Origin of the sequence: Bradyrhizobium diazoefficiens USDA 110 (assembly GCF_000011365.1) — a bacterium.
Lineage (GTDB): Bacteria > Pseudomonadota > Alphaproteobacteria > Rhizobiales > Xanthobacteraceae > Bradyrhizobium > Bradyrhizobium diazoefficiens.
Window position 1 is genome coordinate 5,847,512 of the sequence record NC_004463.1, and the last position, 13,753, is coordinate 5,861,264.

The 13,753-nt window shown below is 64.7% G+C and carries 13 protein-coding genes and 1 pseudogene; 6 read left to right on the top strand and 8 right to left on the bottom strand.

The window, feature by feature from the left end; all coding sequences use genetic code 11:
• Positions 1-158 precede the first annotated feature (158 nt).
• From BJA_RS26720 to BJA_RS26745, 6 genes are all read right to left on the bottom strand, one after another.
• Positions 159-443, bottom strand: a complete 285-nt coding sequence (locus BJA_RS26720) for a hypothetical protein (protein ID WP_038967087.1) — start codon at positions 441-443, stop codon at positions 159-161.
• 12 nt (positions 444-455) lie between these two features.
• Complete coding sequence (locus tag BJA_RS26725) at positions 456-917, bottom strand: minor curlin subunit (RefSeq protein WP_011088053.1); 462 nt, start codon at positions 915-917, stop codon at positions 456-458.
• Between the two features lie 44 nt (positions 918-961).
• The gene (locus tag BJA_RS26730) at positions 962-1,396 is read right to left on the bottom strand and encodes a curlin (RefSeq protein WP_051000353.1); all 435 of its coding nucleotides are present in this window, start codon (positions 1,394-1,396) and stop codon (positions 962-964) included.
• Positions 1,397-1,422: 26 nt separating this feature from the next.
• Entirely contained in the window at positions 1,423-1,815 is a 393-nt protein-coding gene (locus BJA_RS26735; protein ID WP_011088055.1) for a curlin, read from the bottom strand.
• 61 nt (positions 1,816-1,876) lie between these two features.
• A complete protein-coding gene (locus BJA_RS26740; RefSeq protein ID WP_038967086.1) occupies positions 1,877-2,275 on the bottom strand; it encodes a hypothetical protein in 399 nt (132 codons plus the stop codon).
• Between the two features lie 166 nt (positions 2,276-2,441).
• On the bottom strand, positions 2,442-3,101 hold the full coding sequence (locus tag BJA_RS26745; RefSeq protein ID WP_011088057.1) for a response regulator transcription factor: 660 nt from the start codon (positions 3,099-3,101) through the stop codon (positions 2,442-2,444).
• A 599-nt stretch (positions 3,102-3,700) separates the two neighbouring features.
• On the opposite strand from BJA_RS26745, the gene BJA_RS26750 reads away from it, so the two are divergent.
• From BJA_RS26750 to BJA_RS26770, 5 genes are all read left to right on the top strand, one after another.
• Entirely contained in the window at positions 3,701-5,131 is a 1,431-nt protein-coding gene (locus BJA_RS26750; RefSeq protein WP_011088058.1) for an efflux RND transporter periplasmic adaptor subunit, read from the top strand.
• Complete coding sequence (locus BJA_RS26755) at positions 5,128-5,853, top strand: ABC transporter ATP-binding protein (protein ID WP_011088059.1); 726 nt, start codon at positions 5,128-5,130, stop codon at positions 5,851-5,853. The genes BJA_RS26750 and BJA_RS26755 overlap by 4 nt, the downstream gene beginning before the upstream one ends.
• Positions 5,850-7,073: an ABC transporter permease gene (locus BJA_RS26760; protein ID WP_011088060.1), complete on the top strand. Its 1,224-nt coding sequence runs from the start codon at positions 5,850-5,852 to the stop codon at positions 7,071-7,073. The genes BJA_RS26755 and BJA_RS26760 overlap by 4 nt, the downstream gene beginning before the upstream one ends.
• Before the next feature lie 52 nt (positions 7,074-7,125).
• Positions 7,126-7,443 carry a response regulator transcription factor gene (locus BJA_RS26765; protein WP_038967096.1) on the top strand — a complete coding sequence of 106 codons (318 nt, stop codon included), beginning with the start codon at positions 7,126-7,128 and terminating at the stop codon, positions 7,441-7,443.
• An 886-nt stretch (positions 7,444-8,329) separates the two neighbouring features.
• Positions 8,330-10,195 (top strand): alkaline phosphatase family protein, encoded by a 1,866-nt coding sequence (locus BJA_RS26770; RefSeq protein WP_038967085.1) that lies wholly within the window; start codon positions 8,330-8,332, stop codon positions 10,193-10,195.
• 36 nt (positions 10,196-10,231) lie between these two features.
• Here the strand turns inward: BJA_RS26770 and BJA_RS26775 are convergent.
• Positions 10,232-10,803: pseudogene (locus BJA_RS26775) on the bottom strand (hypothetical protein).
• A gap of 392 nt (positions 10,804-11,195) precedes the next feature.
• On the opposite strand from BJA_RS26775, the gene BJA_RS26780 reads away from it, so the two are divergent.
• The gene (locus tag BJA_RS26780; RefSeq protein WP_011088064.1) at positions 11,196-11,855 is read left to right on the top strand and encodes a peroxiredoxin; all 660 of its coding nucleotides are present in this window, start codon (positions 11,196-11,198) and stop codon (positions 11,853-11,855) included.
• 125 nt (positions 11,856-11,980) lie between these two features.
• Here the strand turns inward: BJA_RS26780 and BJA_RS26785 are convergent, their stop codons facing one another.
• Entirely contained in the window at positions 11,981-13,711 is a 1,731-nt protein-coding gene (locus tag BJA_RS26785; RefSeq protein WP_011088065.1) for a methyl-accepting chemotaxis protein, read from the bottom strand.
• Between the last annotated feature and the right edge of the window lie 42 nt (positions 13,712-13,753).

Sequence of the window (13,753 nt, forward strand, 5' to 3'; positions counted from 1 at the left end):
TATAATTAATTGTTGGTTAAGACACGGGATTAACGGGGAACAAGGTGCGGCAGAACGCCCGGAAGTCCCGGCCTGTTTCAGCGACGTCCCTTCCGGCCAACGCGGGTGGCCCGTCGTCCTTTCAGGGACGATGGGCCTCTCTGCGTCAGCAGGACGTGTCAGTGGTCTTGCTGGTGCTTGCGCAGCCAATCGAGCATGTCCTGCGCATTTCCGGTGCCCTGCGTCACGATCGCGGTGTTTCCGCCGCTGCGCCGGTACACCGTGGTGCGCCCAGGCTCTTTCTCGATCCTGACCTCGGCCTGCGCGGGATCGCCGCTTTGCGTGATCGCTGCCGTCCCGTTTTCGTCCTGGACCACCGTGGTGTGACCGTCGCCGGCCCCGGCCGGCGCCATCGCAACCACGCTCATGAATCCTATTCCGGATGCGAGCAGAAGCAACCTCATGTCATCCCTCCATCATCGGCCGAACTGGAAGATCGCCAGCCAGTTGAAACGTCCGAACTGCCTCACCGCTCCCGAGTTCATGTCGCCGATCTGAAGCAGGAGCGCATTGGTGGAATTGCCGATCTGGGTGATGTCGGCGGTGTTGCTGAGGCCGGACTGACCGACCGCCGCGTTGGTGGTGCCGCCCATCTGGATCACGTTGGCATAGTTGCGCGTGCCGTTCTGGATGATGGTCGCATCCACCGTTCCCGATCCGCCGATCTGGATCACCCGCGCGATATTGACGCGGCTGTTCTCCTCGATCGTGACAGGCTGAACGTCGTTGCCGAATTGCACGATCGTCTCGATGCTCACGTTCGGGTTCGTCACGCTGCGCTGGATGGATCCGGCCGACGCCTGCGTCGCCGCGCCGATGGCGGCAAGCAACGCCGCCACGGCCAGAACCCGCTTCGAGACCTCTCTGCCGCTCCGCATCGCGCTTCCCCGCTGGTTCCCGACGCCGATGAGTTCGCGCGTCTTTACGGACCGGTCTGGACGATCGTCGACGTATTGACCGTGCTGAACTGCGCCACCGTGCCCGTGTTCATGGCGCCGAGCTGCGACACGAGACTGGTCGCCGACTGGCCGGTCTGGCCGACGAAGGCGAAATTGTTCATCCCGGCCTGCCCGACCGACGCCGAATTCGTCCCGCCGAATTGGAGGACGCCCGTGGCATTGTTGGTGCCGTTCTGGACAACGGTCGCGCTGGTGCTGCCGCCGACCATGAACACGCCCGCCATGTTGAGCTGACTGTTCTGGTTCAGCACGACCGGCGGTCCGCCGACCGACACGATGGTCTTGATGTCGGCGGTCTGGGCGCCGGCTGATCCGGCGCCGGCGCAGCACAAGGCGAACATTGCGGCGCAGCTGCTTGCCAAGAGGCGTTTCGAGAGGCGTTTCGAGAGACGTTTCATGACGTGCCTCACCACTTCAGAATTGCTCACGGAGTCTGCTGGAGAATCGTCGAGCCGTTCAGGATGCCGAGCTGCCCGACGCCGGCCGTATTGTTCGCGCCGATCTGGCCGATCAGGCTCGAATTGGAGCCGCCGACCTGACCGGTCAGCGCCGTGTTGGAGGCCGTCGCCGTGGTGCCGCCCTGCCCGGTCACCGCGGTGTTGACGGTGAGGAGCGAGCCTGTCTGCAAGGTGGTCGCCGTATTGGTCGCACCGAACTGCAACGTCGTGGCGTTGTTGCTGGTCGAGCCCGTCTGCGAGATGAAGGAGCTGTTGGTCGTGCCGAACTGCAGCACGCTGGCCGAGTTGCCGGCCTGGGCATCGACGGTGGTCAGTGCACTGAGCGCGATGGCCGTCGCAACGAGATAGGTGATCCGCATGTCATGTTCCTCCGCGAGAATTGGCCGGACGCGCCGTGACGCATCCGGCCGACGAGATGGTTCAGTGCGCCGTCTGCGAGACGGTGCTCGTGTTGATGCCGAAGCTGAGCTGGCCGACGCTGGCGGAGTTGTTCTGGAGCGCGGGCGGCCCGAACGAATTCTGGGTGATCGCGCTGCCGTTGTTGCCGAAGGCCACCTGGCCGGTGGTCGCCGAGTTCTGCACGCCGGCCTGGTTCACAGTGCTGACGTTGTTGAGCGACGGCGAGCTGGTGCCCTGCATGGTGGACGCACCGTTCAGGATGCCGATCTGGGTCGTCGACGAACTGTCGTTGGTGAGGCCGTTCTGCGTGACGCTCGAACCGTTCACCAAGCCGACCTGCACTGTGGTCGAAGTATTGGCGGCCTGGGCCGCGGAAGACAGAGCGAGCACGGCAACGGAAGCAAAAAACAATTTGCGCATGGAGTATCCCTTTCTGGCCAAGTTGTCTGACTGGTTTCGGATGCTAGTCCTGAATGCGACCGACATCGTGGGATGACTCTGAACCGATCGCGGCGATCGCGACAGACTGCAGTTCATGCTAATCGGTACGGACTAGACGAAGCGCTGAATGTCGCCACGCGCAGCCTCAGGTTTGCGGCTGTCCTGCACCGGTGCGCGCCGTCTCCGCTTCGCGTCCCATGCTGTCGATCAGCCGCGCCACCTCGATCGGCGAACGCAGCTCGAGCTTTCGCATCATCCGGGCGCGATGGACCTTCACCGTCACTTCGCTCACGCCAAGCCTCGCCGCGATCTGCTTGGCGACAAGCCCCTCGGCCATCAGCAGCATGATCTCGCGCTCCCTCGCCGTCAGCGTCTCGATGCGCAGCCGGGCCTCACGCACGGCGTATTCGCGTTCCATCCGCCTGCGGTCGCGCTCGATGCCATGCCTGATCGCATCGAGGATCTCCTGCTCGCGAAAGGGTTTTGGCAGAAACTCGACCGCGCCGCGCTTCATCGCCTCGACCGAGACACGGACGTCTGAGTGGCCGCTGATGAAGACGATCGGAATCGGCACGCCCGTCTCGGCTAGCCGGCGCTGCAGCTCGAGACCGGTCGGCGAGGTCCCGGGAAAGCGAACGTCGAGCACAAGGCACGAAGGCCCGCCAGAAAGTCTCTCCGCGAGAAATTCGTCGGTCGACGCAAACAATCTCACCTGGTGTCCGGTCTCCTCGCAGAGACTTCCAATCGCAGTTCGAATCTGAACCTCGTCGTCAACGACGTAAACGGTGGCTTGACCTGAGCTCATGGCAGACGGACTCCCCGGCTTGGGGCTCGATGAGCAAGCAGCGAGCCATCCATTCTTCTTGCAAGCGAGAACAAGGTGCTTGGTTGAATTCGCGGGGATCGAACGAATGGCGTCGGTCCACCGGTTCGACGTCTTAGGGCCAACACTCCGTGAAGACGAGTGAAGGCGTTCACATATCGGGCTTCGTGATTGCAGAGATTCGATCTCGCCACCGGCGGCATCACGGCGAGGCGCGTTATCGCGAATGAAGCAATCCGACGTCGTCGCCGCGGTATCGCCGACTGCGTCATGGCGTCGCCACCCATACGCCGACTTGAACGCCGGCGACTGGCCGCATCGGCCAGATCATACGGGACGTTCAGTCAGCCTATCGAGTTCGATACCGCGCGCAACCTTTGGCATACGCCGGGTATACATTTCACGCAAATCACGAAAAGTCGCACCCCCGCACTTTACTTCTGGATCGCTCAGCGCACCCGACCGTCGCCCCGGCAACGACGACATACTGACGATCGATATTGCTTTTGACAATTTACAACCATAGCGCGATCTCGCTCCGCGCCGCCAACGAAGCCATTTCAAGCAGGCGAGTTTTTGATATGCGATTTGTGCCAATTATTGCCGTGCTTGGAACTGCATGCGGCCTTGCCGCGGTCTTCGCCGCGGAGCCGGCCGTCATCGCCGGCGCCGCCGGGAGCGCGGCAGACACGGCGGCTCACGCCTACGACTCGACGAAACGGCTGCTCGTGCCCGGCGGGCGCGAAGCTTCGGCCTTCGGGTCGGATGCGCCGATGTTCCGCTATGCCGCGATCCAGCGCGGCAGCATCGAGCAGACCGTCACCGTCACCGGCGCGCTGCAGCCGGTCAAGACGATCGAGGTCGGTTCCCAGCTGTCCGGGCAGCTCGCCCGGGTCTATGTCGACTTCAACGACACCGTCGCCAAGGACCAGCCGCTCGCCCTGATCGATCCGCGCAGCTTCGCGGCCAAGGTCGACGAAGCCAGGGCTTCCCTGGCGGTCGCCAATTCCCTGGTCGACATCGCGCGCGCCAAGCTCGATCGCGCCAGGATCGATCTGCAGAACGCCAGGGGCAGCCGGGACGTGCTCGCCGCCAAGCTCGAGAGCGCGCAAGCCGTCAAGGCCTCGGCGCAGAGGACCCTGCAGCGCAAGCTGGCGCTGCAGTCGCAGAACGTGGTGGCGACGACGACGGTCGACGACGCGCAGACCGAGTTCACAGCACGGCTGGCCCAGGAGCGCGAGGCCGAGGTCCTGATGTCGCTCAATTCCTACTCCGTGGACGGCGCGCAGGCCGACGTCCGCCGGATCGAGGCCGAGCTGCAACAGGCCCGAATGGCGGTGCCGGAGAAGGCGGCCGTTCTCGCCGCGGCCCAGGCCGATCTCGACCGCACCGTGATCCGCTCGCCGATCGACGGCGTCGTCGTCGGCAGGTTCGTCAACGAGGGCCAGACGCTCGCGGTCGGCCTGGAGTCGCGCACCACCTTCGTGGTCGCCCACCGGCTGGAAGACATGGAGATTCACGCCCAGGTCGACGAGGCCGATATCGGCCGCATCGCCTCCGGCCAGCGCGCCCATTTCACGGTGGATGCCTACCCCGACCGCCGCTTCGAGGCCGTGGTGCGGCAGGTGCGCAAGGCGCCGCAGAACCAGCAGCACGTCGTCACCTACACCGTCGTGCTGTCGACCTCCAACCTCGACGGCGCGCTGCTGCCCGGCATGACTGCCCTGGTGAAGATCGTGATCGAGCGGCAGGACGACGTGCTGAAGGTGCCGCTCGCCGCGCTGCGTTTCCAGCCGTCCGGCGCACGTCCGGACCCGACCACCGCGCACAGCGGCGTGTGGGTGCGCACCGCCGGCGGCTCGCTCCGGCGTATTGCGGTGACGGTCGGCGCCTCCGGCACCGAACAGGTCGCACTCAAGAGCGGCGACCTCGTCGAAGGCAGCCAGGTCGCCGTCGGCCAGGCCATCCGGCCGGCAGGCATGGAGTTTCTCGGAATCAGGTTCGGATCATGACCGCCCCCCTGCCCCTCATCAGTCTCCGGTCCGTATCCAGGACCTATCGCACCGACGGGGTCGCAGTGGCCGCGGTGCGCAACGTCAGCTTCGACATCGCACAGGGCGAGATCGTCGCCGTGATGGGACCGTCGGGCTCCGGCAAGTCGACGCTGATGAACATGATCGGGCTGCTCGACCTGCCGAGCGAAGGCGAGGTCCATCTCGAGGGAGCCAATGTCGCCGGGCTCTCGGAAGATCGCCGGTCGTCCCTGCGCGCCCGCAGCATCGGCTTCGTGTTCCAGTCCTACAATCTGCTCGCACGCCATAATGCGATCGAGAACGTCGCACTGCCGCTGGTCTATTGCGGCATCGGTCGCAAGGACCGCCTGGCGCGAGCCGAAGCGAGCCTTCAGGCCGTCGGCATGCTGCACCGGGCTCATCACTTTCCGCGGCAGCTCTCGGGCGGCGAGCAGCAGCGCGTCGCGATCGCGCGTGCACTGATCGCCTCTCCGCTGATCGTGCTCGCCGACGAGCCGACCGGCGCGCTCGACAGCCGCACCGGCGCCGAGATCCTGGCGCTGTTCGCCGCGCTCAACCGGACCGGCCAGACCATCGTGATGATCACGCACGACCCCGGCATCGCGACGCGGTGCCGGCGCACGATCCGCCTGCACGACGGCGAGCTCGTCAGCGACGAGACGCTGGTTCCCCTGCTGCCGAAACGGAGCGCTGCGTCATGACGATGCTCCAGGGCTTTCAGATCGCCCTGCACGCCTTGCGCCTCAATCCATTGCGCAGCTTCCTCACCATGCTCGGCATCGTGATCGGCGTTGCCTCGATCGTGACGGTGTTTGCGATCGGGTCCGGCGCGCAGCTTCGCCTCCAGGAGCAGATCCGCTCGATCGGCGCCAACGTGCTGATGATCACGCCGGGCGCGGTCTATCAGGGCGGCGTGCGGCTCAAGGACGGCAGCAAGCTGACGATGACCGAGAGCGACGTGCAGGCCATCATCGAGCAGATTCCGGAGATCCAGGCCGCGGCCGGCTCGATCGCCGGAACGGCGCAGGTCATCCACGAGAGCAAGAACTGGAATACGACCATCAACGGCACGACGACCGGTCACTTCATGGTGCGCGACTGGCAGCTCGCGGCCGGGCGCTATTTCTCCGGCACCGAAGAGACCGGTGCCGGCAAGGTCGTGATCCTCGGCAGCACCGTCGCGCGCGAGCTGTTCGCGCCCGGCGACGATCCGATCGGCGCGCAGATCAGGATCATGAAGGTGCCGCTCGAAGTGGTCGGCGTGCTCGATCGCAAGGGCCCGGCGCAGGACGACGTCGCTTTCGTCCCCCTCACCACGGCCAAGCTGCGCTTCCTTGGCAGCGCGAGCAACATCAACCGGGATTCGGTCGCCTACATCATCGCCAAGGTGGCCGCGGACAGTCAGATGGCGGGCGCGCGATCGGAGATCGAAAGCCTGCTGCGGCAGCGCCACCGCATCCCCGCCGGCCAGGAGGACGACTTCAAGGTCCAGGATCCGGCCGCCGCCATGGAAGCGCAGCAGGGCGCGATCCGCACCGTGGCGCTCCTGCTCGTCGCCATCGCCTCGGTCTCGCTGCTCGTCGGCGGCATCAGCATCATGAATGTCATGATCGTGTCGGTTACGGAGCGCACGCGGGAGATCGGAATCCGCCGCGCGCTTGGCGGCCGGATGCGGGACATCAGACTCCAGTTCCTCTGCGAGGCACTCGTCCTCTGCCTGCTCGGCGGCGCCATCGGGGTTGCCGGCGGCATCACACTCTCGATGACCGTCGCCCGTATGGCCGGATGGATCACCTCGATCGACGGCGAAGCGATCGGCCTTGCCCTCGTCTTCTCGATCGCGACCGGCCTGATCTTCGGTTTCTACCCCGCCCACAAGGCATCCAGGCTGAGCCCGATCGAGGCGCTCAAGACGGAGTGAGAAGATGCCGGGGGGCTGCCACGTCAACCAGAAGACCAGGGAGGAGCCAGTCATGAGCCCGGATCCGAAGGATTCGATTACACCGACGCCGCGCGAACGTGAGCTGATGATGTTGATCGCGCGAGGCATGCAGAACAAGAACATCGCCTACGAGCTCAAGATCTCGGAGAACACGGTGCGGGCGCATATCGGCAACATCATGCGCAAGTACCGTCTCCAGAACCGGACCCAGATCGCGATCATCTATGCGCTCAAGACGGCCCCGCTCTCGCTGCGGCGCGATCGGACCAGGAGCGGAGCCGACCCGGCGTCCGTCAAGCCGGCACAGGCCCTCGCGCAGACTCCGCGGGTGACGACCGCGCCGGAATAAGTGTCCCGGCCACAACCCCTTGTGCACCCCGTCGGGCAAGACACTCAAGACCGGGGTCAAGCGACCGGCATCAAATAATTCTATTTATTAGAATTCGGATTTTTGTTAGACATTTTTCACTCCGGCCCAAGGAAGAGGGGCGTATCGCGATCGTCACGACACGCGGGCCGGGCAGCGGTGGACGCAGGTTTCACTGGCGCGAAGGCTTCGCAGGGCGGAGAGCCGTGAGCGAAAAGCGTCGCGCGCACGACCGGTGCAGCTTGCGTACGGCAAAATCGTGTGGTCCTGACGCCCGGGGTCTGTGCGTCAAGCCTTGCGGTGATGTTGCGGCCCGACCGGGTACGCGCATCAGCCATCCGCAGGGCGACGGGGGCAATAGTGCATCGCTCCCCGGGGAGCTCACGACATAAGCCGTTCCAACCATCCGCGCAGGGAAGGCCGGGATGTCTCCGGTTGCCCTGTTTCCCGCTGTGCATTGTAGCGCAACCTGCTCTTGGCATAGCGGTCAATGGGAGCCAGCCGGCTCCCGGCCTTCCCTGCGCCCTCTTTCATCGATGAGGGTGAAGTGACAAATGAGGGTGAAGTGACAAAGCAGAACTCGGGCGAAACAAGCCGCGAGGATGCGGAGGTGTGTCTGCGGGGTGTAGGATGGGTAGAGCGAAGCGAAACCCATCACCTTTCGTCTACGGGGAAGCATGATGGGTTTCGCAAGTGCTCTACCCATCCTACGAGCTGCGTCGCGTCCGGGACACGAGGGTGTTGCCGTCCCCCTCCCCATCCCTCTTGCACTAGTAACAGGCCTTGTAACAAAACTGTCATCTAGCAAAACTAAACGATGGCAGGGCCGCGGTCGCGGCCTTGCCGCCTCACCGTTAGGAGAGATTTGATGCGCCGTTCACTGGTGTTGCTGTCCGCCGGACTGACAGTGCTGTCCACCGGACTTTCCGCTGGACTTGCCTCCGCCCAAAACAACACCCCCCGCAACCTCATCCTGTTCATCCCGGACGGGCTGCGCGCGCTGAAGGTCACCCCTGAAACGGCCCCCGCGATGGCCGAGGTCCGCGACAAGGGTGTCAACTTCAAGAATCCGCATTCCCTCTTCCCGACCTTCACCATGGCCAACGGCTCGGCGATGTCGACCGGCCACTATCTCGGCGACACCGGCGTGTTCTCCAACACGATCTGGACCAACTACACCTCCGTCCCCGCCGGTGACACCGTGGTCCCCTTCATCGAGAACGACGCCGTGCTCGGCGACATCGACGAGCATTTCAAGGGCGACTATCTCAACGAAGAGACCATTCTGAAGATGGCCCGCGACAAGGGGCTGAGCACGGCGGCGATCGGCAAGGTCGGGCCGACCTACCAGTTCGACCACACCGACAAGCCCGAGAAGCCCGGCCTGCATTCGGTCGTGTTCGACGACTCAACCGGCGGCAAGAACGGCGTGGCGCTGTCGGACGAGGTGAAGGCGGCGCTGACCAAGGCCGGCCTGCCCCTTGCGACGCCCCCGCGCGGCGACAACAGCAAGGCCGGCGATGCCAAGACGCCCGGCACCACCGTCGCCAATGTCGCGCAGCAGGCCTATTTCGCCGACGTCGCCGCCAAGGTGGTGCTGCCGATGTTCAAGGCGCGCAACAAGCCGTTCGTCCTGGTGTTCTGGTCGCGCGACCCTGACGGCAGCCAGCACAACACCGGCGACAGCCTCAACCAGATCATGCCCGGCATCAACGGGCCGACCTCGATGGCCGGCATCAGGAACGCCGACAACAACCTCGCCCAGCTCCGCAAGGCGCTCGACGAGCTCGGGCTCGCCGCCTCGACCAACATCATCATCTCGGCCGACCACGGCTTCTCGACGATCTCCAAGGAAAGCAAGACCAGCCCGTCGGCCAAGGTCAGCTATGACGACACGCCGAAGGACTTCTTGCCGATGGGCTTTTTGGCGCTCGACCTTGCAAAAGCGCTCGATCTGCCGCTGTTCGACCCCAACGACAAGAATGCGAAGGTCGAGGGCAACAAGCATCCCAAGGCCGGCAACGGCGTGCTCGGCAAGGATCCGGAGAAGCCCGATCTCGTCGTCGCCACCAATGGCGGCTCGGACCTGGTCTACCTGCCGAGCAAGGACAAGAAGCTCGCGGCGAAAACGATCAAGGCCCTGCTCGAGCAGGATTACGTCTCCGGCCTGTTCGTCGAGGACTCGCTCGGCCGCTTCCCCGGCACGCTGCCGCTGTCGAGCCTCAACCTGCGCGGCAAGTCGGCGACGCCGACGCCGTCGATCGTCGTCAACTTCCGCTCCTATGCCAGCGATTGCGGCGAGGCGCCGACCAACTGCTCGGTGCAGGTCGCCGACACCGTGCTGCGCCAGGGCCAGGGCATGCATGGCAGCTTCAGCCGCGGCGACACCATGAACTTCATGGCCGCGATCGGACCGGATTTCAAAGCCGGCTATGTCAGCCTGATCCCGGTCAGCAATGCCGACGTCGGCATGACGGCCGCCCAGCTGATGGGCCTGCGCGGCGCGCACAACGGCGGCCTGATCGGCCGCGTGATGTCGGAGGCCCTGCCCAACGGCATCGTGCCGAAGGCATTCAAGGGCGTCGAGAAGTCGAAGATGTCCGCGAACGGCCTTCAGACCGTGCTCAACCTCCAGCGCGTCGGCAGCCAGCGCTATTTCGACGCCGCCGGCTTCCCGGGCCGCACGCTCGGACTCGAGCCGGACGCCGGCAAACAAAAAACGGCGGGGAAATAACCCCGCCGCTTGTTCGCGTCTTCAAGAGACGCAAACTTACATGCCGATGTCGAACACGTTCGGCAATTGGCCCGCCAGAGGCAGCGCGGTGGCGCCCAGGAAGGTCGCCACCATCGCCATCAGGCGACGATTGTTCTGGCGCTTGCCGCGCATCTGGCCGGCGATCCACTCCAGCATCTCGCTGTTGACCTTGGAGGCATAGGACGGCGCCCAGCTCTCGATCTCGGTGTCGGCCGACAGCGCGACGCTGCGCGGCGGCACCTTCAGGCCCGAGGCGCTTGCGGCGTAGTGAGCCACGGCCTTGGCAAGCAGGTCGTCGAACCGGCCGCCGTCGGTGCGCTCGGTCGCGGCCTCGTTGATCTCGAACAGCGTCTCGGCTTCGGCGCGGCTGACCGGCTGGTCGTTGACGGCGGTGGCGGTCAGGTGCGCGTGCACCAGGCGGTGTCATCGGCATCGAGCGAGCGGGAGAAGTGCACCCGGCCCTTCGTGGTCGGGCCTTCGCCCGTGATCACGCCGTCGCGCACGATAGAGAGAGCATGAGCCGCGGTATCGCGGCAGGACGGTTCGAGGGACGGCGACTCAACAGACTTAGGCGAAGCGGCAGACATAGTTCACTTCCAGATTTCTTCTGACCGACCAGCATTTTCATGCGGGCGTAAAGGGGTGGTTAATGATTCGATACGGGGATCGCGACTTTTCTCAATGGTTGCCGATTAGTCGCTATGAGGACCATTTCGGTTCCGGAGAGCGTCGGGCGGGCGTGATGCGGGTCATAAAAGGCTTTATCGGGGCAATCGAGACCGTGAGGCCCCGGTGGAGATGTTTCGCCGCAGGTGCCGCTGTAACAGAAAAGTGCTAGGAGATCGGCTCTTCAGAGAAGGAATTCACATTTTACTTCAAGCGGTTCAGTCAACGTTCACTTAGCCTCGCCAAGCCCCTATACTGACGGCGACGGCCAGAGACCAATTCTCAAGCAAATTCAATGTGATGAGGTAGAACCATGACACTTCCGATCGGCACCACCGCCCCCGACTTCGAAGCTGAGACGACCGAAGGGAAGATCAAGTTCCACGATTGGATCGGCAACAGCTGGGCACTGCTGTTCTCGCACCCCAAGGACTTCACGCCGGTTTGTACGACCGAGCTCGGCGCACTGGCCAAGCTGAAGCCGGAATTCGACAAGCGCGGCGTCAAGCTGATGGGCCTCTCGGTCGATCCGGTCGATCGCCACGCGAAGTGGTCTGAGGACATCAAGGAGACGCAAGGCGCGGCTCCGAACTATCCGATGATCGGCGACACCGACTTCAACGTCTCCAAGCTGTACGAGATGCTGCCGGCCTCGACCTCGGGTGATCCCCTCACCCGCACGCCTGCCGACAACCAGACCGTCCGCAACGTCTTCATCATCGGGCCGGACAAGAAGATCAAGCTGGTGCTGGTCTATCCGATGACAACGGGGCGGAACTTCCAGGAGATCCTGCGCGTCGTCGACTCGCTCCAGCTCACCGCCAAGCACCGCGTCGCAACCCCGGCCGACTGGACGCAGGGCGAGGACGTGATCATCGCAGGCTCGGTCTCCAACGACGAGGCCAAGACGATCTACCCGCAGGGCTGGAAAGAGCCGAAGCCCTACATCCGGATCGTGCCGCAGCCTAAGTGACTTTTGGCGGTCGCGAATAGCGACCGCTAAAAGTCATCCCGGGATGGTCCGAAGGACCAGACCCGGGATCTCGAGATTCCGGGCTCGGTGCTGACGCACCGCCCCGGAATGACCGCGTTGGAGCCCTACGCCGCGTGAACGCGCTCGAGGAAGCCGTCGACCTCGGCCTTCAGATGCAGGCTCTCGCCCGACAGCGCCTGCGCGGAGGCAAACATCCGGCTCGACGTCTCGCCGGTCTCGCTTGCGCCCTTGGCGGCGTGACGGACGTTGACGGCGACCTCGGCCGTACCCGAGACCGCGGCGCGAACACTGGCCACGATGTTGTGGGTGGCGCTCTTCTGCTGCTCGACCGCAGCCGAGATCGAGCCGGCGATGCCGCTGATGCGCTCGATGGTCTGGCTGATCGCCCTGATGGCGGCGACCGATTCCTCGGTCGCAAGCTGCATGCTGGCGATCTGGTTCGAGATCTCGTCGGTCGCCTTGGCGGTCTGGCCGGCGAGCGTCTTGACCTCCTGAGCCACGACCGCAAAGCCGCGGCCGGCATCGCCGGCACGCGCGGCTTCGATGGTGGCGTTCAGCGCCAGGAGGTTGGTCTGCTCGGCGATTGAGGTGATCAGCTTGACGACGTCGCCGATGCGCGTGCCCGCCTCGGAGAGCTGCGCGATGCGCTGGTCGGTGACCTCGGCCTGCCTCACCGCCTCGGCGGAGATCTCGTTCGATTCCTGCACTCTCCGGGTGATCTCGGAGATCGACTGGCTCAGCTCGTCGGAGGCTGACGCCGCCGAACGCACGTGCTCGGAGGCGTCCTCGGACGCCCCGGCCGACTGTGCGGACAGATCGGCGGTCGAGCGTGCGGTGTCGGTCAATTGCCGCGCCACCCGCTCGAACTCGCCTGACGACGTCAGCACCTTGTCGAGGATGCCGCCGACGCTGCCGCGGAACTGCTCGACGAAGTTGCGCAGGTCGGGCTTGCGCTGCTCGACTGCGGCAGCCGAAGCCGCCGCCTGCTCGCTGCGCATGCGGGCGCGCTCCAGCGAATTGCTCTTGAACACCGCGACGGTGCGGGCGATCTCGCCGATCTCGTCGGCGCGATCCTCGCAATCGATCTCGACATCGCTCTGGCCGTTCGCCAGCGCCGTGAGCGAGCGCGTGACCGAGGTCAACGGCCGGGTGACACGGCGGACGATCAGCAGGGTGAGGATTAGAACCAGCAGCGCGGCGAGCCCTGCGGCGGCGGCCATGCTCGAGATCGCCTGGGTCAGCATGCTCTCGAACTGGGCCATGGGGATGCCGACGTAGAGAATGCCGGCGACCTTGCCGGTCGCGTCCGCGACCGGGAAATAGGCGGTCATGAAGGACTTGCCGAACAGAACGGCCGGGCCCTTGTAAGCCTCGCCACGGCGCAAGCCGGCCTGCGCCGGATGATCGGCGGCAAGCTGGGTGCCGACGGCGCGGTCGCCATTCTCCTTCTTCACATTGGTCGAGCGACGGACGAACTGCCCGCTCGCCTCGTCGAACACGAACAGGGTTGCGTTGCCCCCGACATAGGACACCGCGCGGTCGACGATGGCGTGATCCCTAAATTCGGGCATCTTGGGGATCTCGGCGCGCGCGACCGCGCCATCCCGCACAGTGATCTTGGCGTCGGGCACGATCTCGGCAAAGGCCAGCGCCAGCGTGCGCAGATTGACCTCGATGTCGCGCAGCGCGCGGTCATTGAAGGCGTTGGTCAGCGACCAATAGCCGGCGCCAACCACGAGCGCCGTGTTTACGGCGATCAGCAGCACGGCGCACAGGACGGCCTTGGTGCCAAGTTTGAACTGCGGCAGGAACTTCGCCGTCGAAAGGCTGGACATGAATGGAATGACCCCCGTAATTCCTGCATAATCGTGCAATCG